Origin of the sequence: Arthrobacter sp. 9V (genome assembly GCF_902506065.1) — a bacterium.
In the GTDB taxonomy this organism is placed as follows: Bacteria; Actinomycetota; Actinomycetes; order Actinomycetales; family Micrococcaceae; genus Arthrobacter.
In genome coordinates this window covers 832916-852521 of the sequence record NZ_LR732912.1, presented here as the reverse complement: position 1 = coordinate 852521, position 19606 = coordinate 832916, and the positions used below count along the sequence as shown (strand labels likewise).

The window sequence follows — 19606 nt, the reverse complement described above, 5'->3', positions numbered from 1 at the left end:
GACTTCAACAGCGGTAGGGGTTTGACCTCGAGGTAATTAGGGTAGTCGCGGCGTGCGCGGTGACGTCTGCTCCGGTGAGGGCGTTCCCATCTGCCGTTACGCGCCGTACTTGGCCAGCCGGAATTCCAAGCCGTTGCGGACGGCCGGCCATTCGTGTTCGAGGATGGAGAACACGACGGTGTCGCGGAGGGCACCATCCTGGCTGCGGGAGTGGCTTCGAAGCACGCCGTCCTGTTTGGCGCCGAGCCTGGCGATTGCTTCACGGGACTGCTGGTTCATCCAATGGGTGCGGAATTCCACGGCCGGGCAGCCCAGGGTTTCAAAGGCGTGGTGCAGGAGCAGCAGCTTCGAATCCGGATTGGTTCCCGTGCCGTGTGCCGATGCCGCATTCCACGTGGAGCCGATCTCCAACCGGGGCGTGGCGGCGTCGATATTCATGTACGTGGTCATGCCAATGAGTTTGCCGGTGACGTTGGAGCGCGTGGCAAAAGGCAACATGGACCCCGCTGCCTGCAAGCCCTGACGACGATCTATCTCAGCAGCCATTCCCTCCGGTGTGGGGACGGACGTGTACCAAAGCTTCCAAAGATCGCCGTCGCGGGCTGCGTCAACCAAGCCGTCATGATGCTCCTGGCTTAGCGGTTCAAGCGTTACGAAGTGGCCGGTCATGGTGATGGGTTCAATGGAAGTCACCCGGTTAGCCTAACCGGCCCCGGGCGTTAGTCTTTCCAGTCGAAGAAACCCTTGCCCGTCTTACGGCCCAGTTCCCCGCGCGCCACTTTGTCCCGAAGGATCTGCGGCGGAGCGAAACGGTCACCCAGGGTGGAGTGCAGATATTCGGCGATGCCCAGCCGAACGTCCAAGCCCACAATGTCCGTGGTTTTCAGCGGTCCGGTGGGGTGCTTGTATCCCAGGACCATGGCGGCATCGATGTCCTCTGCGGACGCCACACCTTCCTCCACCATGCGCATCGCTTCGAGGGCAATGGCAACGCCAAGCCTTGAGGACGCAAAGCCAGGAGCGTCATTGACGACGACGGCGGTCTTGCCAAGTGCCTCGGTCCAGTTTTTGGCCGCAACAGCGAGTTCGGGAGAGGTTTCCTTGGCCAGCACCACCTCAATGAGGGTGGAAGCGGGCACCGGGTTGAAGAAGTGCAGGCCCACGAAGTTGGCCGGACGCAGGAGTTCGCCGGCCAGGCCGGTCACAGACAGCGAGGATGTGTTGGAGGCGAGGTAGGCATCTGCGGACAGGTGTTCCTCAACGGCTTTCAGCGCTTTGACCTTGAGGTCGTAGTCTTCCGGTACTGCCTCCACCACCAGTCCGCAATGAATGAATGACGCGTAGTCCGTGGAGGTGCTGAAGCGGGACATCGCCTGTTCATGAGTTTCGTTCAGGGTGCCTCGTGCGACGGACTTGGTGACGGCGTCAGCAACGCGATCTTGCGCTCCGGCTGCTGCCTCGTGATCGCGTTCCACAACAATTACATTGGCACCTTTGGTGAGGAACGCATGCGCGATTCCGGCACCCATCCGGCCACCGCCCAGGACTCCTACGACGTGCGGGATTGCGGGGGCTTGGGTCATTTCCGGGTCCTGTCTTGGGGGTCTGTGCTTGTTGTTGCGGGAGCGGCAGTCTCTTGAGAAGCCTTGGCCGATTTCTTGTCCAGGAATGCCTGCATGCGATCAAATTTGGCCTGAGACTCGAAAAGGATCCCTTGCGCGAGGGTGTCGATCAACGGATGGGCTTCAGCCGGGGCGTGGAAAACGGACTTGGTGATCCGCACGGCCAAAGGGTCCTGACGCCCGATCCTGTCCGCCAACTTGTGCGCGGCATCCATGAGTTCGGGGGCCTCGTGGATCTCGGTGATGAGGCTGATGCGCAGGGCTTCCTCAGCTCGGAGCACTGCGCCGGCCAGGAGGATCTCCTTGGCTTTGGGTTCACCCACGAGTTCCTTCAACCGCCAGCTGGCCCCGGCGGCTGCAAGGATCCCCAGCCCGGTCTCCGGGTTGCCGATTCGGACGCTCGGAGTGCCAATGCGGAAGTCGGCAGCGTAGGCGAGTTCAGCTCCCCCGCCCAGGCAATACCCGTCCAAAGCCGCAATAACCGGCATGGGCAACTTGGCGATGCGCACAAAGATGGTGGAGTTGATCCCCTGCAAGGCGTCATCGCGCCGACGTTCGCGCAACTGTCCAATGTCCGCGCCGGAGGCGAAGACGCCGTCAGTGCCTGCAATGATCAGGATTTTCGGGTTTCGCTCCAGCTCAGCGCAGACCCGGTGAAGCTCGTCCACCATGGTCTGATCGATCGCATTACGGACCTCAGGACGGTTCAGCAAGACCGTGAGGCGGTCCTCGCGTTCCTCGACCAGGAGGGTGGTGAAATCCCGGGGATCCAGTGCCATTTACACACCCTCCAGCAACATCGCGGTGCCCTGGCCAACGCCGATGCACATGGTGGCCAACCCGAGCTTTCGTCCGGAACTGGAGGCAAGTTCCCGCTCCATCCGCCCCAGCAGGGTGATGGCGATACGTGAGCCGCTGGAACCCAGCGGGTGCCCCAGACTGATGGCACCGCCGTCGTTGTTGACGATCTCCGGGTTCAACCCGAGGCGCCGCATGGTGGCAAGCGACTGTGTGGCGAAAGCTTCGTTGAGTTCAACGGCGCCCAGCTGATCCACGGAGAGGCCGGTGCGGGCCAGGACCTTTTGGGTGGCCGGAACGGGACCAATTCCCATGATCTCGGGCTCACATCCGGCAGATGCACCGTCGATGATCCGTGCACGCGGCGTCAGGCCGAACTTCTTGATGGCGGCTTCGGAGGCAACGATGATGGCCGAGGCGCCGTCGTTGAGTGAGGAGGAGTTACCGGCAGTGACCACGGATCCGCCCGGGACAACCGGCCGCAGCTTGGCCAGGACGTCCATGGTGGTTCCTTCGCGCGGGCCTTCGTCAGTGTCCACCACGGTCTCCGACTTCCGGGTCTTCACAGTGACCGGAACAATTTCGTCTTTGAATCGGCCACCGGCGATGGCAGCCAAGGCGAGTTCGTGGGAGCGGACGGCAAAGGCATCAGCGTCCTCGCGGGAGATGTTGTCCACACGGCCTACTTCCTCGGCCGTCTCGGGCATGGAGTACGTCATTTTGCCGTCGCGGGAGAGCTCGCCCTTGCTGAAGAGCGGATTGGTGAACCGCCAGCCGATGGAGGTATCGAAAATCTGGCCGGGCTTGGCGAACGCCGTGGTGGGTTTTTCCTGCACCCAGGGGGCACGGCTCATGGACTCAACGCCACCGGCCACCACGATGTCCGCAGCTCCGGACTTGATCATGTGGCTGGCCATGATGATGGCGCTGAGGCCCGATGCGCAGAGGCGGTTCACGGTGATACCGGGGATGTGGAGGGGAAGTCCTGCAAGGAGCGTGGCCATGCGCGCCACGTTCCGGTTTTCCTCGCCCGCGCCGTTGGCATTGCCGAGGATCACTTCATCAATGGAATCCGGATCGACGCCGGCACGCGCCACCGCTTCCCGGACCACCAGTGCTGCGAGATCGTCCGGGCGGACGGAGGACAGCGCTCCACCGTAGCGACCTACAGGCGTACGAGCGCCGCCAACAAGAAAAGCCTCGACCATGAGAACATCCTTCGCGAAGTGAAAGGGACCGGCGCGGAATAATATACCGACCGTTCGTTCTATAAAGATTACACGGCCCGAGGGACCGGTCAACAGCTGACGCCCTGCATTACGAATCAGCGCCGACCGGTCCGGCCCCGGATCAGATCACCCGGATTCCCAAATGTCCGGCCAACAGCGGCGCCATAAGGCTCAGCTGATAGTCATCTATCACCACGCCAGCGAGCCCCGCCAAACCGTTGATTCCGCGGAACTCCGAAGTCCGCAGATCCACATCCTTCAGCTTGGCGCCGGTGACATCCAGCGTTCCGATGGTGCAGTTCTTCAACGCCAACCGCGTTCCCGCGCATCCTCCGAGGTCCAGTTCATTGATGATGCAATCGGAAATCTGAAGGTCCATGAGCTTGGAGCCGCGGAGGTTCACATAATCCAGCTTGCCGCCGTCGATCCGGACCGAGCGCCAGCTCCCTTCATAAAGTTCGGCCGACCCCCACCGCGGGTTGGTGATCTCAACGTCCTGCCAGGAAGTCCGCGCTGCCATGAAGACCGGGGCATACGGCTCGGAAATGATGCACTCACGGAACGTTGCACCCCGCAGTTGGGCCTCGTTGAAGGAGACTGCGTTCAGCTCGCATTCAATGAAATCGGCGCCACTGAGCTCCTCTCCGTCGGCGGAAACACGGGTGAGCCTGACGCCGTCGTACCGTTCGCCGCGTTGGAAGTCCGGGGCGTCGTCGTCGCGTAGTTCATCCAAACGCACCGGCGAAATCTTTGGCGCTGCAACCTTTGCTGCCGCCATCAGAGCGTTTCCGCTTTGTGCACGTCAGTAAGCCCAAAGGGGTTGTTGACGCCGCAATAACATCCGGCCGGGCTTGGAAGGTTAGAAGTGTGTTCCATACACTCGAGCCTAGACCCGGGCACTGACACTCACAGAACACCGGGGCTAGGAGGCTGGCTGTAGAGGCCTTCCACAATGTGGCTGGCCCGGCTGGTAAATGCGCTGCGCTTGAGCTTCATGGTGGGGGTTACGAATCCGTTGGCCTCACTCAGGTCGGTCAGCAACAAGACGAACCGGCGCACTTGCTCGGAGCGGGCGATTTTTGCGTTGGCAGCACTGACGGACTGCCCAATGACCGCGAGGAGACGGGCGTCGTCTATTTGGACTGCACCGCCGTCGTCCGGAATACGAAGTCCTTTGAGACCGGCAAGTCCCTCGCGCTCCGCCCAGGCCGCCAGGGACTCCGGATCCAGCAGCACCAGCCCGCCCAGATACGGCTTCCCCTCCCCCACCATCACGGCGTGGGCCACCAGGGGATCGCCTTCAACATAGCCCTCCCAGATGGACGGGGAGATGGTCTTTCCACCCGCGGTAACAATGACGTCCTTAATACGCCCCTTCAGGGTGAGCCGGCCGCTGTGGTCCAATTCGCCGAGGTCACCGGTTCGGAAATAACCGTCCACAAAGGCTTCCGCGTCATCGGCCGGCCTGCGGTAACCCGCAAAAACGCCCACACCCCGGGCCAGCACTTCGCCCTGGTCCGAAAGCCGCACACTGGTTCCGGGCATGGGGACTCCAACCGAGCCGGAAGTGATGGACCCCGGAAGGTTTCCCGTGAGCGGTGCCGTGGTTTCGGTGAGGCCGTAGCCCTCGATCACAGGAAGCCCAAGGCCCCGAAAGAAAAGGGACAGCTCGGCATCAAGAGCGCCGGCACCGGACAACAGGTAATCCAGGCGTCCACCCACCAACTGCCGCAGCCGCGAGTAAAAGAGACGATCGAACAATGCCCGCCTGAAGCGAAGGCCGGCCGAGGCACGCAGGCGGGGATCGGCGTCGTGCGCTTCAGCAAAACGGCCCCACTCCACAGCTGTGCGTTGCGCCGAAGCCCACACGCGTCCCAAGCGTTTCTGAGCTGCGGCAGCGGCCGCCGACGCCTGAATCTTCTGCAACACGCGCGGGACCACCACCAGGAACGTGGGTTTCAAGGCGCCCAGGGCCGGCACCACGTCGCGGGGATCGGACAGGTGGGCGATCCTCATGCCGTTTGCCAAGCAGATCAGCTGCAACCCACGGGCCAACACATGGGCCATGGGGAGGAAGATGATGGTGTTACCGCCTTCACGCACAACCTCGGTGTATGCCGCCGCCACGTTAAGGACCTGTCCCACAAAGTTGCCGTGCGTGATCAGCGCCCCCTTCGGAGCGGCCGTGGTTCCGGAGGTATAAACGATGGTGACTACAGAATCGAGGGTGGCCAGCAGACGGCGCTCCTCCACCGCACTGTCCGGAATCAGGGTTCCCTTTTCCACAAGATCAGCCAGGTCGGCGCCCGGCCGCGCATCAAGGGTCCAGACCCCCAATGCCGCCAACCCTGCGAGCGCGAAGCCTTGTTCCAGCAAGACCGCGTGTTCAGCGCTGCCGCCGATTGCGAGCCGGACATCGGCGTCGGCAAGAATGGCCGTCACCTGCGGTGCCGCTGAGGTTTCATAAACGGGAACCACGACGGCGCCGGCGAACCACGCCGCCATGTCCGTCAAGGCCCACTCGTACCGTGTAGGGGACATGATGGCCAACGACTCGCCCGGCTGGATTCCTGCAGCGATGAACCCCTTGGCCAGTGCCCGCACTTCATCAGCGAAGACGGCCGTGCTGACCTCGCGCCATGGATCGGTTACGGCACCACCAGGGGTTCTGACATCAAAAGCCGCATGATCCGGATTGCTGCGCACACGCTGCATAAGCAAATCCGTGGCGTTGCGGTGTGTGGAGGCCTCCACCAGCGGCGGTGAAGTGAACTCCCTCAACGGGCACCCTCTGCCGAAAGTGAATTCAAGTGGTCCTGCATGAGGTTCACCACGGAACCAAGGAAATCCGCGACGACGAGCTGATGGTCAGGCTCCAATGCATCCAATTGCGCTGCGGCGGCGGCGGCAAGAGGTTGCAGCAGCTCCTTCACCCTCGCCGATGCAGCCTCGGTTACGTTGACGTGCACCTGGCGCCTGTCTTCGGTACTGCGGGCACGCTCCACACATCCGTGCATCTCCAAGCGACCAACTATGGCCGTGGTAGTGGCAGCGGTGGCCCTGAGCTTCTCCGCCAAGGCTCCGACGGTGAGAGGGCCTGATTCCGAGAGGACAGTGAAAGCGCGGTAGTCAGTGAGGTTGAGTTCCAGGGCCCTGGCAACTTCGCGCTCAGTCTCATTGGCCAAGCCGAAGAGGGCCCGCAAGGTACTGGAAGCCGGGTGCTCCGGCACTCCAATGGCCTTTTCATGGTTTTGCATGGTTATATAGTAATCAAATTAATTTGAACATCAAACAGACTAGGTAAATCATGAAGGATACAGACAGGAAGGGCCTCATCGCTCTTCCGGTAGTAGTGGCGATGGGCGCTCTCATAGCGCTCGCAGGCAGCCACCACGGGGCAACACTGGGCGGCTTTCCGATTTTCGCGTCGGCAGTGGCAGCGGCGTTCCTCATTCAGTGGCTCGTGTTCATCCCGTCCTTCAAAGCGCAAACAGAGAAGTTCTTCGATCTCACCGGGTCCCTCACCTACGTGGCGATCACGGTGATGCTGGTGGCATTGACCCCCGGGGTAGACGCCCGAGGACTCCTGCTTGCCGGATTGGTGGCCGTTTGGGCCCTGCGCCTGGGCACGTTCCTCTCCCGCCGCATCAGCAAATCCGGCAAGGACGACCGCTTCGACGACATCAAACCTTCCTTTGTCCGCTTCCTCAACGTGTGGACAGTCCAAGGGCTCTGGGTAGTCTTCACAGCAGCTGCAGCCTGGATTGCCATCAGCAGTTCACGGCGCGTGGAACTCGACTGGTCGGCGCTGCTGGGCCTCCTGCTCTGGGCTGCAGGGTTTGGCATTGAGGTGCTGGCGGACCTGCAAAAGAGCCGTTTCAAGGCCGACCCCGCCAACAAGGGAAACTTCATCTCCACCGGATTGTGGTCCAAGTCCCGGCACCCGAACTACTTCGGCGAGATCCTCCTGTGGATCGGCGTCGCGGTCATTGCAGCGCCCGTGCTCCAAGGCTGGCAGTGGGTGGCCATGATCTCGCCTGTGTTCGTGGCGTTGCTGCTCATCAAAGTCAGCGGCATCCCTCTCCTCGAGAAAAAGGCCGACACGTCCTGGGGTGGCCAGGCTGACTACGAGGCCTACAAGAAGAGCACCCCCGTCCTCATTCCCAAGCTCGGATAACTCGCAAGGCCACCCACTTGCGGGGCCCGCTCTGCGCCCCTGACCCCACGAATAACACGCAAAGCGGGCCCCGCAACGCAAGGCCACCCAACGCAAAACGGCGCGTGCCCCCTGAAGGAGGCACGCGCCGTCGGGCGTTTGAAGCGTTGAAGCGTCTAGCTGAACAACTCGCTCTTGGGCTCGTTGTTCTTGACCTTCTGCCAACCGAGCCACAGCACCAGTGCGAAGAACGGGATGGTGGCAAGGGTCCACAGGCCCAGCAGGAAGACCTCGCCGGTTTCCTTGTCCGTCATGGAATCGAACCCGATCAGCACGGTAATGGCCAGCAGGGCAATGAGGCCCAACCAGCTGGTCCACGGGGAACCGGGCATCGGCAAGCTGGAGACATTTCCGCGCTTCTTCCGCAGCGCGATCTGGCTGGCGAAGATGGATCCCCAAGTGAAGATCACGCCGATGGACGCAGTGTTGAGGGCGAGGTCGAAGGCGTGCGAACCGCCCAACCAGATGTTGAGCAGGATGCCCACGAGGTACACGCCACCGATCGCCAGGATGGCTGCATACGGCACGTGGCGTGTGGACATCTTGGTGAGCCACTGCGGGGCGTGGCCGTTGTTGGCCATGGTGCGGAAGATGCGGCCGATCGAGTACAGGCCGGAGTTGCAGGAGGAGAGCGCGGCGGTGATGACGATCATGTTCATGACGTCGCCCATCCAGCCCAGGCCCATCTGACCGAACACGGTAACGAACGGCGAGGTGCCTGCTACGTACTGGTCGGACGGAAGGAGCATGGCGAGCAGCGTCACCGAACCGACGTAGAAGACCACAATACGGATCACGACGGCGCGGATCGCCTTGGGAACTTCGCGCTCCGGGTTCTCCATCTCACCGGCGGTGATACCAACGAGCTCGATGGCGTTGTAGGCGAAGATCACGGCGTTGAGGACCAGGATCATCACCAGGCCGCCCTTGGGGAACATGCCGCCGTCTTCGTGGAAGAGGTTGGCCACAGACGCATGGCCGTCGCCCACCTTGGCGTTGGTAACAACCATGAACGTGCCAACAGCCAGGAAGATCAGGATTGCCGCAACCTTGAGGCAGGATGCCCAGAATTCGAACTCGCCGAACGCCTTGACGCTGAACAGGTTCACGGCCACCAGCAGCACCAATGCTGCGATGGCGGACAGTTCGATTGGCACGTTGGGGAAGAAGAACTGGAAGTACAGGCCGATCGCGATCAGCTCAGCAATGCCTGTCATGGCCCAGTTGATGAAGTACATCCAACCGGAGAGGAAGGCGCCCTTCTTGCCGAACATCTCGCCGGCGTAGCTCACGAACGAGCCGGAGGTCTGGCGGTACATGATGAGTTCGCCGAGCGCGCGCATCAGCAGGTAAGCGATGACGCCGGCAATGGCGTAGGAGAAAATCAACGCCGGGCCGGTGGAGGCCAGGCGGCCACCGGCACCCATGAAGAGGCCGACGCCGATTGCGCCGCCCATGGCGATCATGGTGACGTGGCGGCGGCTCAGGGTCTTCTGATATCCCTCGGCGCTGAGGTTGGAGTCCGAGGCTGCAGATGAGGCCTTGGAGCTCTGGAGATCTGTGGGAGTACTTTGCGGCACAGCTGTTCCTTGTGGGTTGGGGTGTTGCTGTAGGTGTTACGCCAGTGCCGGAACACGGGCGGCTTTGGCACACATAATTCGAGCTTTTCCTCTTTGGAGGTCCTGAAGTGTGACAAAGAACGCAGAACGCCGAAGCTTCGCGCAACCCGTCTATCTTACGGGATTAACCGGAATGCCCGTGACGCAGGCAACAGCCTCGAACAACGCGGGGTCACTTGATGCCCTCATTTTCCGCCGGAAGGGGCCAGAAGTGACCCCGCGTTGCTGTGGGGAATGGTCCTGGTTCCCAAGTACATGGAACCGCGATCCGAGCCCGTGATGTGGTCAGCCAGCACAGCTGCCTGCTCCCACAACGGTGCCACCATCCCGTACACCTCGCCCCGGTGCTGGGCACACTCGCCCACGGCGTATACGTCTTCTTCGTCCATCACCCTCAGGTGGTCGTCCACCACGATTCCGCGCTCCACAGCCAAACCGCTGACGACGGCGAGGTCAACGTTTGGTCGGCTGCCTGCGGTAAGCACCACCATGTGGCAGTCCCTGTCAGCTTGGGTGCTTACGCTCACCCCGGTGATGGGGTCCGTCCCCAGGATCGCAGCGCCCCGGATACCGCTGAGAACCTCCACCTCCAAACCTTGTGCCCGCAGGCCCCGGGCCGCCTCCTGAGCCAACGAATCCCCACCGAAAACCACTGCACGGCGGATATGCTCCTGCCGGGCGAACACGATCATCCTGCGGGCATCATCCAAGGTGCGGAACGTGAAGACTCCGCGTCGGATGGTTCCACTGGGAGTGTAGAGCCCCTCCATGGGTGGCAGGAACGGGTGGCTGCCCGTGGCGATGATCAGCTGGTCATACTGGACCACCCGGCCGTCGGACGCGAAAACGTGGTGGCTGAACTTGTCCACCCGTTCCACCCGCACCCCGGCATGCAGGGTGATGTTGTTCTCCCTGAACCAACTCAGGGCATTGAGGAAGATGTCCTCCTCGCTGTCCTCCCCGGACAGGACGCGGCCGAGCCTGGTCCGGTTGTAGTTCCCGTGCGGCTCGTCGCCGAACACGGTGATGTCCAAACCGATGGAACCACCCTTGGCGAGGATCTCCTCCACGGCCCGGGCACCGGCCATTCCGTTGCCGATCACCACCAGCCGCTTCTTTACCTGCGGCTTCATCAGTGCTCCACCATCCCCAGATCCACCACCACGTATCCCCTGTTTCCGACCGGCGCAACGATGAAAAGCTCAAGTACCGATCCGCCGTCGGTGTCCTCCACTACCCTCAGCGGAATATGGACATCGCTCTTGGCTCCGATGGGGAAATATCGCATGGGGATGCGATCACGCATCAGCATCACCGTGACCAGCTCGGAGCTCGAATTGCCTCCGCGGAAGTACAGGGTCTGATTTATCACGCCGTCGGGTACGAAGTGGGCGAGCTCGGCATGGAGAGGAACCGGCTTATCCAGCCCTGCTCCTTCAAAGTGGTAGATGCCCTGCAGGAAGAGGTTCTGAATGATCACGGGAAATGTCCTTTCGGCAAGCTCCCTTCCCATGGTGCGCCGCCGTTGTTTCAGGACACTCGATTCCCTGTTGCCGGCTGCAGGCCACGGGGTAACGATCACTTTGCCAACAGCTCACCGGCATCAGGCCGGGGCGAGCCCTACACCACTTCGCCGCCCTGCATCCCGTGCCGTACCCATGCCCCCGGGGCGTTGCGCGAAGCAGTCTGATCGAACCACTCCCCTAGCGCACGGTCGTGGCTCACAATCACCACCGTCCCCTCAAATGAGGCAAGCGCTGCTTCCAGCTGCTCCACCAGCACCGGCGCCAGATGGTTGGTGGGCTCGTCCACGATCATGGTGGAGTAGCCACCCAGGAGGAGCCGGGCAAGGGCGAGCCGGCGCTGTTGACCTGCGGACAAGCCGCCCACCGGGACGTGGAACTCGGCCGGCCGGAACAGCCCAAGACGCAGCAAGCCCTCAGCATGTTCATCAATGTTTCCGCCCAGCCCGGCGGCAAAGGCGGGCAGCAGGCGCAGTCCCGGCCGGGCGGGCACTTGGAGTTCCTGCTGCAAATATCCCACGTTGCCGCTAACGCTTACCGTCCCGGCAGCTGGCTCCAGCGCCCCGGCAAGGACGGACAGCAGGGTGGATTTTCCCGCACCGTTGGGCCCGGTGATGAGAACTTTTTGTCCGGTTTCCACCCTAAGATCGGTGGGCTGCAGCCGGCCGGGGACGCTCACGCCGACGGCTTCCAGCGCAGGAGCTGACGCCACCTCCGCCACAGCCCCGGGCCGGGATGGTGCTGCCAGCTTCAAGGGAACCGGCGGCCGATCCACCGGGTTGTCCTCCAGCCTCCGCAGGCGCTCCTGGGCGTTGCGGACCTTGCTGGCCGCCGCGCTTTGCCAGGTTCCGGTCTTGAACCCGAAAGCCATCTTGTCGTTGTCCCGCTTACGGCCATAGCCCATGCCATCTGCCACCGTGGCAGCCTGGAGACGTTCGGCAGCCATGGCGTCAAGCCATTGATCGTATTCCTGGATCCAGCGGGCACGCTCAGCCGCCTTCTCACGAAGGTAGCCTTCATAGCCGTTCCCGTACCGGTTCACGGATCGCCGGTCGGCATCCACTTCGATGATGGTTGTGGCAACCCTGCGCAACAGCACGCGGTCGTGCGAGACCACCACCACGGTCCCCCGGTGCGCTGCCAACCTCGACTCAAGCCATGCCGTGCCGTTGGCATCCAAGTGGTTGGTGGGCTCGTCCAGCAGCAACGCTTCGGCCGGATCGGCCAGCAGGCAGGCCAGCGCTACCCGCTCCTGCTCGCCACCGGACAAAGACCCAAGCGCTCGACGCCGGTCCAAGCCTCCCAGCCCCAGCTTGTCCAGCGCTGATTCCACCCGGGATTCGGCTGCGTAGCCCTCACGGAGTTGATATTCGGTGTGCAGGCTTCCGTAGAGCTCCAGGTCCTCTGCGTCAGCGTCAGCCAGGCCGGATTCCAGCTCGGCAATGCGCGCCTCAAGGGAACGCAGCGAAGCCAGCGAAGTATCAATGGCGTCTCCTACGGTCTCAGCTTCGGAGAACCCGTGGGTTTGCGCGAGGTAACCCACGCGGTAGCCGGGGTTACCGGACAAACCCGCCGTGCCGTCGTCGGGCGTCTCAACACCGGCCAGCAAGCGCAGCATGGTGGATTTGCCGGCGCCGTTTTCGCCCACAATAGCCACGTGTTCGCCGTGGTGGATGGTGAGGTCAACGGTTGTCAGGAGTTGGCGGTCCCCGTAGCCATGGGAAACGCCGGAAAGGTGCAGGTGGTCAGTCAAGAGGAATCCTCGCAAGTCCGCAGTGGGTGGCAGAAAGCCATGTGGGTACTGGGGATGCAGCCGCAAAGAGGGGGCTGCGCTCAAGACTTCATTGCTCCAGCCTGACGGCGGATAAGGGATGCGTCAAGTTGCGGGCTTGGAAGCAAGGCGTCATAAATCGACCGGACCGCCTAAGTAAAACTTTTCGGCATGCCTAAATTTGGGTATTCTCGTACGTAGTGCCCCCAACGACGAGGAACCCTGATGGCTACCCCCACCCTGGAAACACGTGCCACCACCGGCAAAGTATGGTCCCGGCTGCTGCTGCTAGGGCCGGCATTCGTTGCAGCGATCGCCTACGTGGACCCGGGAAATGTTGCCGCGAACCTCACAGCAGGGGCCAACTACGGTTATTTGTTGGTCTGGGTACTGGTAGTGGCAAATGCCATGGCAGTCTTGGTGCAGTACCAATCGGCCAAGCTCGGCCTCGCCACCGGAATGAGCCTCCCGGAGATTCTTGGCAAGCGGCTGGGCAACAAGCGGCGTCGGCTGTACTGGGTCCAAGCTGAAGTTGTTGCCGGAGCTACGGATATGGCAGAGGTCATTGGTGGTGCCGTTGCCCTGAACCTGCTTTTCGGGCTTCCCCTGTTGGCCGGCGGGGTCATTGTTGGCATCGCTTCGATGATGTTGCTGGCGCTGCAGTCCCGGCGGGGACAGAGGTCGTTCGAGTACGCCATCCTGGTGTTGCTGGGGGTGATCGCGGTGGGCTTTGTCTCCGGACTGTTCGTCAATCCGCCGGATGCTGCCGGCGCCCTGGGTGGGTTGGTACCGCGATTCGAGGGCACGGACACCGTCCTTTTGGCGGCAAGCATGCTGGGAGCCACAGTGATGCCCCATGCCATCTACCTGCACTCCGCCCTGGCCCGCGACAGACACGGTTTCTCCCCCGATCCCTTGGTCCGGTCCCGGCTGATACGGGCAACCCGCGTGGACGTTGCTGGCGCCCTCCTCCTGGCCGGAGTGGTGAACATATCCATGCTCCTTCTTGCAGCCTCAAGCCTTCGTGGCATTGAAGGCACTGACACCATTGCGGGCGCTCACGCGGCAGTGACCTCCGCCCTTGGCCCTGCAATAGGAGTGATCTTCGCAATCGGACTGCTGGCTTCGGGACTGGCATCCACGTCCGTGGGTTGCTATGCCGGCGCCACCATCATGGGCGGCCTGCTCAAGATCCGGATTCCCTTGCTCACACGTCGGGTCATCACCCTGATTCCTGCGTTGATAGTCCTGGGGGCAGGCATTGAGCCAACACTTGCCCTGGTACTCAGCCAGGTCCTCCTCAGTTTCGGCATCCCGTTTGCCTTGATCCCGCTGATCCGCTTGACCGGCAAAAGGGACGTGATGGGTGTCCACAGGGACTCCATGCCGCTACGCATTGCCGGTTGGACCAGTGCCGTGCTGATCGTCGGCCTGAACTGCGTCCTCATCACATTGACCCTGGTTGGTCAGTCCTGACGACGGCCGCCCGTACGGATTGTTCGTGATCCAAAGGCGTCTGACCCGGGCGCCGGCAAAGCTAGGCTTGTCATATGGGCACTCTTTCCACCAAGGCATCTTTGTACAGATTCACTGCCTTGGACGGCGTCGCCGTTGCCGTATATGTAGGCTTCACCGCTTATTTCCTGCTGGCTGGCCAGACGCTCAACCACCTGATGCTCCAGCTTTTTACCAACCCGGCCACAGCGTCCTACGCCGTCAATGCGATCTTTTATGCCGGCGTCGGAATATTCGCTGTGGCTTCTGCCTGGCGAGTGGCCGGCCGGGACTTCAAAATTCTGGGGACCAGGCCGTGGTTCACGCTTGGCATGGTTCCGCTGGCCATCGTGGTGATGCTGATTCTCACGGCGCTGCTGGTGGCGGCCTTCGGGAGCGCCCAAAGCTCTGAGAACCAGTTGGGCATTCAGGGCATGCTGCAACAGGTACCGGCATGGTTGATGGTGCCGCTGCTGGTGATCATTGGTCCGTTCGTGGAGGAGTACCTTTTCCGGCACCTCCTGATCGGCAAATTGTCGCAATACCTGAACATTTGGATCTGCTGCGTCATCTCGGTGGTGGTCTTCGCGTCAATCCATGTGGTGGGTCGCGAGGGACTCGCTTTACCCGCGTTGGCTCCGTACTTGGGGATGGCCGTGGTGCTGGTGGGCGTTTATGTATGGACGGGCAAGAATTTGATGTTCTCCTACTTTGTCCATGCCGCAAAGAACCTCATGGCAGTTGTCCTCATTTACGCCGTCCCGCCCGAACTCCTACCCAACTAAGGGACAGCAAACGTTCCACCGGACCCCCATTGCGACATTTGCTGTCCCCTAGTTGGGGAACCCGGACGCAAGGTGACCGCGACCCACTACCCAGCCACCCGCCGTCGGAATAGTTTGAGGGCATGACGCTGAACATTCAGGTAGTAGTGGACTGCAAGAAGCCGCACGAACTCGCCGACTGGTGGGCAGAAACCCTCGAATGGACGGTAGAGCCCCAGGACGAGGCCTTCATCCGGTCCATGATCGAGCAGGGACATGCCACTGAAGACCAGACCATCACCCACAACGGCAAGCTGGTGTGGGCGGAAGGCTGCGCCATTGTGCCCGCCGAGGACACGGACACCAAGACCGGCAGGCGAATCCTGTTCCAAACCGATCCCAACCAAAAGACCGTCAAAAACCGGGTGCACTGGGACGTCCGGCTGGACGGCCGGGACAAGGATGACGTGCGGAAACAGCTGGAATCACGCGGGGCAAAACACCTGTGGACCGCCAATCAGGGTCCTCACGAATGGCACACCATGGCCGACCCCGAGGGCAACGAGTTCTGCATCAGCTAAGGCCATTACTAGACTCAGAGGGTGAACAACCAACTCCCTGCCAAGGTTTCCGACGTCTTTGACCCCTCACGCTGGCGCACAGTTTCCGGCTTTGACGACTTCAAGGACATGACCTACCACCGGCAGGTTGAGCGTTCAACGGACGGCACAGTCAAGGACCTCCCCACGGTCCGCATCGCCTTCAACCGCCCCGAAGTGCGCAACGCCTTTCGGCCGGGCACCGTGGACGAGCTCTACCGCGCCATGGACCATGCACGCATGACGCCGGACGTCGCCACTGTCCTGCTCACGGGCAACGGCCCGTCGGAAAAAGACGGCGGACACTCCTTCTGCTCGGGCGGCGACCAACGGATCCGTGGGCGGGACGGGTATCGCTACCAAGTAGAAGGTGCTGCAGGTGATTCCGCTGAATTCATTGATCCCGCCCGCGCAGGGCGCCTCCACATTCTTGAGGTCCAGCGGCTCATGCGCACCATGCCCAAGGTGGTCATCGCGGTGGTCAACGGTTGGGCGGCCGGCGGTGGCCACTCGCTGCACGTGGTCAGCGACCTCACCATCGCCTCCCGCGAGCACGGCAAATTCAAGCAGACGGATGCAACGGTGGGAAGTTTCGACGCCGGATACGGCTCTGCGCTGCTGGCCCGCCAGATCGGCCAGAAGGCCGCGCGGGAAATCTTCTTCCTTGCACGCGAATATTCCGCAGAGGACATGGTGAAGATGGGCGCAGTCAACGAGGCCGTTGATCATTCGCGCCTCGAAGAAGTGGCGTTGGAGTACGCCACTGACATCGCCCGCCAGTCCCCGCAGGCCATCCGCATGCTCAAGTTCGCTTTCAACCTGGCCGACGACGGACTCGCCGGGCAGCAGGTCTTCGCCGGCGAAGCCACCCGCCTTGCCTACATGACGGACGAAGCCGTGGAGGGCAAAGAAGCGTTCCTCCAGAAGCGCGACCCCGACTGGTCCAACTTCCCGTACTACTTCTAGGACCACTGTGAACATCGATCCCATTCTTAAAGCACTGATGGCTGCCCTCCATGGCGAGGGCCCCGCCGTCGAAATCGTCCTTGATGACGACGGCCAGCCGCAGGCGGTTCCGGTGCAGACCGACGTCGAAGAGGCAGCCGTGGTGGTCCGCACCTCCGGATCCACGGGCACGCCCAAGGCAACCATCCTCACCGTTGACGCACTCGCGGCCTCCTCGGTGTCCACTGCCGTGGCCTTGCACGGCGAGGGTCAGTGGCTGCTGGCGCTCCCGCTGCAGTATGTGGCAGGCGTGCAGGTGCTGGTCCGCTCGCTCTATGCAGGCACGCGTCCTTGGGTGATGGACCAGTCGAACGGCTTTACTCCCGAGGCCTTCACCGCTGCCGCCGAGGAACTGACGGACAAGATCCGCTTCACCTCCTTAGTGCCCACGCAGCTCCAACGGTTGCTGGACTCCCCCGCCCCGGAAACCCTCGCCGCACTGCGGCGCTTCAACGCGATCCTGCTGGGCGGCGCGCCCGCGTCTGCTGAACTCCTTGCCGCCGCCCACGCCCAAGGACTCAAGGTTGTCACCACCTACGGCTCGGCCGAGACCTGCGGCGGGTGCGTTTACGACGGCGAACCGTTGGACGGCGTCGAGGTCCGGATTGGTGAGGGCGAGCTGGAAGGCCGCATCCTGCTGGGCGGCCACACGGTGGCGGCAGGCTATTTGGACGCTGCCCGGGCCTCAAAGGCAGCGTTCTTCGAAGAAGACGGGGTCCGCTGGTACATCACCGGCGACCTGGGGGAACTGTCCGACGACGGCAAACTCACCGTGCTGGGCCGTGCCGATGACGTGATCATCACCGGTGGGGTCAAAGCTTCCGCCGCGTATATCCAAAGCAAGCTGGAAGGGCTCGACGGCGTCACCGCAGCTTTCGTAACCGGCGTCCAGTCGCGGGAATGGGGCCAGGCCGTGGCGGCATATGTTGCAGTGTCTGATCCATCGCCCGAAGGTTTGAAGGGTTTCACTGCCCGCCGTGAGGAAGCACTGGGTGTCCTGGCTCCCAAGACCGTGCTGGCTGTCAAGGATTTGCCCATGCTTCCCAACGGAAAACCGGACCGCATGGCCATGATTGACATGCTTTCCAATCTGCATCAGGGACAATAGACACGGCCTTCCTCCCGAGCCTGACAAAGATCAACCGCGAAATACACGAGGTACTACACGTGGCGACAGCTGCACAATGGATTCAAGGAGCCCGGCTCCGCACACTGCCCGCGGCCATCGCGCCGGTCCTCATCGGTTCGGCAGCGGCGTACGAGCTCCAGGCTTTCCGGTTGCCGAACGCCATCCTGGCAGCACTTGTGGCGCTCCTGCTTCAAATCGGCGTGAACTACGCCAACGACTACTCCGACGGCATCCGCGGCACGGACGAGGACCGCGTTGGTCCCCTTCGCCTGGTTGGTTCCGGTGCCGCAAAACCGGAGCAGGTGAAATGGGCGGCGTTCGCGCTGTTCGGAGCTGCCATGATTTGCGGCCTGATCCTGGTGATCATCACCCAGACGTGGTGGCTGATCCTGGTAGGCATCGGCTGCGTTATGGCCGCCTGGGGATACACCGGCGGCAAGAACCCGTATGGCTACCTGGGCCTGGGTGATGTGTTTGTCTTCGTGTTCTTCGGCCTTGTGGCCACGCTCGGAACCACCTACACGCAGGCCGGACAGGTCAGCCTCGCAGCGGTTATAGGTGCGATCGGAACCGGGCTCATTGCCTGCGCATTGCTGATGGCCAACAACGTGCGGGACATCCCCACCGATACTGCCGCAGGAAAGCGAACCCTGGCCGTCCGCTTGGGTGACCGGCACGCCCGCGAAAGCTACGTGCTGATGCTGGCAGTGGCCATCCTTCTGGTGATCGTCCTGGCACCCACCAAGCCGTGGATGCTCATTGTCCTGCTGCTGATCCCGGCCTGCCTCATGCCGGCCTGGCTCATGGTGAACGGCAAGAAGCGCAAGAGCCTCATCCCGGTACTCAAGCAGACCGGGCTGATCAACCTCGGCTACAGCCTGCTGTTCTCCCTGGGGCTGATCCTGAGCCGCGGCTTCTGAGCCTTTCCGTCCGAGTTCTTGTACAGATAACGCCCCTAAGAAGTTCTCTTAGGGGCGTTATCCGTACAAAAACTTAAACAGTGCCCGGGCGTTTGTCGTTGTTCACGGCGATGTCCGGGTTCTTCTCTACCAAGCTGTCCTCGGCGGCGGCGTCTTCAACCTCACCTGCGGTGCGAATCGGCTTGGCCCGCCCGGAGAAACGTTCGCGCATGGCCGCAGTGGCGGCGTCGCGCTGTTTCTGGAAGAAGAGGTAGCTGATGGCGAACGCGATCAGCCCGGCGAAGACCACCGCCAGAATCCATCCAACCCCCAAAAAGGCGAACAGAACGAACAACGGCACAAACAGCGCCAGACGGATGAGGGAATACTTCAGGAAAGCCACCATCCAAGTTTAGCCGTCCGGATGGTTGCACTCTGATCACAGCCGAAAGAGGGCGTCCAGTGATTGGCTTGCGGCGACTAGACTTGGTGCATGCTCCGGGTTGTAGGCGTCGTTATTGTTCTAGTCATCTTCGTCTATGCCTTGGTGGACGTCATACGTACTGATCGCCACCAAACACGCGGGATTTCCAAGACCGCATGGATCATTGTGATGATCGTCCTGCCACTGCTTGGCGCGGTCCTCTGGTTCATCTTCGGCCGGCCCTATAACAAGCCCCAGGCCAAACCCGTCCGCCGCCAGCCCACCGCCCCGGATGACGACCCCGAATTCCTCCGCAACCTGGAAACCCGCCGCCGCAACCAGGCTGAAGATGATCGCCTGAAGAAGCTCAAAGCGGACCTGGAAGCGAAGGAACGCGCTCTTGATGAGAAGCCTGCCGATGGCAGCGGCGACGCCAAAAACAACGGATTCAAGCCCGGCGATGCCAAGCGCACCGAGCCGGATCCCCATGATACGGACGAGCTGAAGTAGGGAA

At 62.1% G+C, this 19606-nt stretch carries 20 protein-coding genes; 8 read left to right on the top strand and 12 right to left on the bottom strand.

Translation table 11 applies throughout. The features are described from left to right. Nucleotides 1–96: 96 nt before the first annotated feature. The 7 genes from BACI9J_RS04025 to BACI9J_RS03995 form a co-directional block, all read right to left on the bottom strand. Nucleotides 97–693, bottom strand: coding sequence for a GNAT family N-acetyltransferase (locus tag BACI9J_RS04025; RefSeq protein ID WP_159733275.1), 597 nt, complete (start codon nt 691–693; stop codon nt 97–99). Between the two features lie 26 nt (nt 694–719). Beyond that, nucleotides 720–1583 (bottom strand): 3-hydroxyacyl-CoA dehydrogenase family protein, encoded by an 864-nt coding sequence (locus BACI9J_RS04020; protein WP_159733274.1) that lies wholly within the window; start codon nt 1581–1583, stop codon nt 720–722. Further along, entirely contained in the window at nt 1580–2401 is an 822-nt protein-coding gene (locus BACI9J_RS04015) for an enoyl-CoA hydratase/isomerase family protein (RefSeq protein ID WP_159733273.1), read from the bottom strand. The genes BACI9J_RS04020 and BACI9J_RS04015 overlap by 4 nt, the downstream gene beginning before the upstream one ends. Next, entirely contained in the window at nt 2402–3628 is a 1227-nt protein-coding gene (locus BACI9J_RS04010) for a thiolase family protein (RefSeq protein ID WP_159733272.1), read from the bottom strand. A gap of 142 nt (nt 3629–3770) precedes the next feature. Next, nucleotides 3771–4427: a pentapeptide repeat-containing protein gene (locus BACI9J_RS04005; RefSeq protein ID WP_159733271.1), complete on the bottom strand. Its 657-nt coding sequence runs from the start codon at nt 4425–4427 to the stop codon at nt 3771–3773. A gap of 128 nt (nt 4428–4555) precedes the next feature. Beyond that, complete coding sequence (locus tag BACI9J_RS04000; protein ID WP_159733270.1) at nt 4556–6430, bottom strand: AMP-dependent synthetase/ligase; 1875 nt, start codon at nt 6428–6430, stop codon at nt 4556–4558. Further along, complete coding sequence (locus BACI9J_RS03995) at nt 6427–6906, bottom strand: MarR family transcriptional regulator (protein ID WP_159733269.1); 480 nt, start codon at nt 6904–6906, stop codon at nt 6427–6429. Before BACI9J_RS03995 ends, BACI9J_RS04000 begins: the two co-directional genes overlap by 4 nt. Nucleotides 6907–6956: 50 nt before the next feature. On the opposite strand from BACI9J_RS03995, the gene BACI9J_RS03990 reads away from it, so the two are divergent. Beyond that, nucleotides 6957–7826 (top strand): DUF1295 domain-containing protein, encoded by an 870-nt coding sequence (locus BACI9J_RS03990; RefSeq protein WP_159733268.1) that lies wholly within the window; start codon nt 6957–6959, stop codon nt 7824–7826. Nucleotides 7827–7981: 155 nt separating this feature from the next. Here BACI9J_RS03990 and BACI9J_RS03985 read toward each other — a convergent pair whose 3' ends face one another. From BACI9J_RS03985 to BACI9J_RS03970, 4 genes are all read right to left on the bottom strand, one after another. Further along, nucleotides 7982–9445: an amino acid permease gene (locus tag BACI9J_RS03985; protein WP_159733267.1), complete on the bottom strand. Its 1464-nt coding sequence runs from the start codon at nt 9443–9445 to the stop codon at nt 7982–7984. Between the two features lie 224 nt (nt 9446–9669). Continuing rightward, on the bottom strand, nt 9670–10617 hold the full coding sequence (locus tag BACI9J_RS03980) for an NAD(P)/FAD-dependent oxidoreductase (RefSeq protein WP_159733266.1): 948 nt from the start codon (nt 10615–10617) through the stop codon (nt 9670–9672). Then, nucleotides 10617–10964 carry a molybdopterin oxidoreductase gene (locus BACI9J_RS03975; protein WP_159733265.1) on the bottom strand — a complete coding sequence of 116 codons (348 nt, stop codon included), beginning with the start codon at nt 10962–10964 and terminating at the stop codon, nt 10617–10619. Before BACI9J_RS03975 ends, BACI9J_RS03980 begins: the two co-directional genes overlap by 1 nt. A 140-nt stretch (nt 10965–11104) precedes the next feature. Continuing rightward, the gene (locus tag BACI9J_RS03970; protein ID WP_159733264.1) at nt 11105–12760 is read right to left on the bottom strand and encodes an ABC-F family ATP-binding cassette domain-containing protein; all 1656 of its coding nucleotides are present in this window, start codon (nt 12758–12760) and stop codon (nt 11105–11107) included. A gap of 243 nt (nt 12761–13003) precedes the next feature. Here BACI9J_RS03970 and BACI9J_RS03965 point away from each other — a divergent pair, with 243 nt between their 5' ends. The 6 genes from BACI9J_RS03965 (at nt 13004) to BACI9J_RS03940 (ending at nt 18689) form a co-directional block, all read left to right on the top strand. After that, nucleotides 13004–14254, top strand: coding sequence for an Nramp family divalent metal transporter (locus BACI9J_RS03965; RefSeq protein WP_159733263.1), 1251 nt, complete (start codon nt 13004–13006; stop codon nt 14252–14254). 74 nt (nt 14255–14328) lie between these two features. Next, nucleotides 14329–15057 (top strand): CPBP family intramembrane glutamic endopeptidase, encoded by a 729-nt coding sequence (locus tag BACI9J_RS03960; protein WP_159733262.1) that lies wholly within the window; start codon nt 14329–14331, stop codon nt 15055–15057. Nucleotides 15058–15179: 122 nt separating this feature from the next. Continuing rightward, nucleotides 15180–15617: a VOC family protein gene (locus tag BACI9J_RS03955; protein ID WP_159733261.1), complete on the top strand. Its 438-nt coding sequence runs from the start codon at nt 15180–15182 to the stop codon at nt 15615–15617. A gap of 21 nt (nt 15618–15638) precedes the next feature. Next, nucleotides 15639–16601: a 1,4-dihydroxy-2-naphthoyl-CoA synthase gene (locus tag BACI9J_RS03950; protein WP_159733260.1), complete on the top strand. Its 963-nt coding sequence runs from the start codon at nt 15639–15641 to the stop codon at nt 16599–16601. A 7-nt stretch (nt 16602–16608) separates the two neighbouring features. Next, nucleotides 16609–17748 (top strand): AMP-binding protein, encoded by a 1140-nt coding sequence (locus BACI9J_RS03945; protein ID WP_159733259.1) that lies wholly within the window; start codon nt 16609–16611, stop codon nt 17746–17748. A 59-nt stretch (nt 17749–17807) separates the two neighbouring features. Beyond that, the gene (locus BACI9J_RS03940) at nt 17808–18689 is read left to right on the top strand and encodes a 1,4-dihydroxy-2-naphthoate polyprenyltransferase (protein WP_159733258.1); all 882 of its coding nucleotides are present in this window, start codon (nt 17808–17810) and stop codon (nt 18687–18689) included. A gap of 73 nt (nt 18690–18762) precedes the next feature. Here the strand turns inward: BACI9J_RS03940 and BACI9J_RS03935 are convergent, their stop codons facing one another. Then, nucleotides 18763–19074 carry a DUF4229 domain-containing protein gene (locus BACI9J_RS03935; RefSeq protein WP_159733257.1) on the bottom strand — a complete coding sequence of 104 codons (312 nt, stop codon included), beginning with the start codon at nt 19072–19074 and terminating at the stop codon, nt 18763–18765. An 87-nt stretch (nt 19075–19161) separates the two neighbouring features. Between BACI9J_RS03935 and BACI9J_RS03930 the strand changes: the two genes are divergently transcribed. Beyond that, nucleotides 19162–19602, top strand: a complete 441-nt coding sequence (locus BACI9J_RS03930; RefSeq protein ID WP_159733256.1) for a PLD nuclease N-terminal domain-containing protein — start codon at nt 19162–19164, stop codon at nt 19600–19602. Nucleotides 19603–19606 lie beyond the last annotated feature (4 nt).